This window comes from Rhizobium sp. 05L419, assembly GCF_056397845.1.
Genome location: NZ_JBFTOF010000104.1, coordinates 1 through 365, shown reverse-complemented (window position 1 = coordinate 365; position 365 = coordinate 1). Strand labels below are relative to the sequence as shown.

Sequence of the window (365 nt, the reverse complement as noted above, 5' to 3'; positions counted from 1 at the left end):
CGATCCGGTACTGGCTCGATCGCATGGGACGAGAGCGCTATCCCAAGGCACGTGAACTGACCGTCACGGCCGATTGCGGCGGCTCAAACGGCGCGCGCGTCAGGCTATGGAAGTTGGAATTGCAGAAACTGGCCGACGAGACCGACTTGRTCCTTCACGTCCACCAYTATCCGCCCGGCACCTCCAAGTGGAACAAGATCGAGCACCGCCTGTTCTGCCATATTACTCAGAACTGGCGCGGTCGCCCGCTCGAAAGTCGCCTGGCAGTGGTCGAACTGATCGGAGCCACCACGACAAAGACCGGCCTCAAGGTCGAATGTGCCCTCGACACCCGCACCTACCACAAAGGCGTCAAGGTCTCCAAT

Annotated in this window: 1 protein-coding gene; it reads left to right on the top strand. The window is 60.3% G+C overall.

Going from position 1 to position 365, the window contains the following annotated elements:
- Positions 1–365: ISAzo13-like element transposase-related protein (locus AC1DMK_RS31190; RefSeq protein ID WP_477864063.1), on the top strand; the 365-nt coding region annotated here is incomplete at both ends.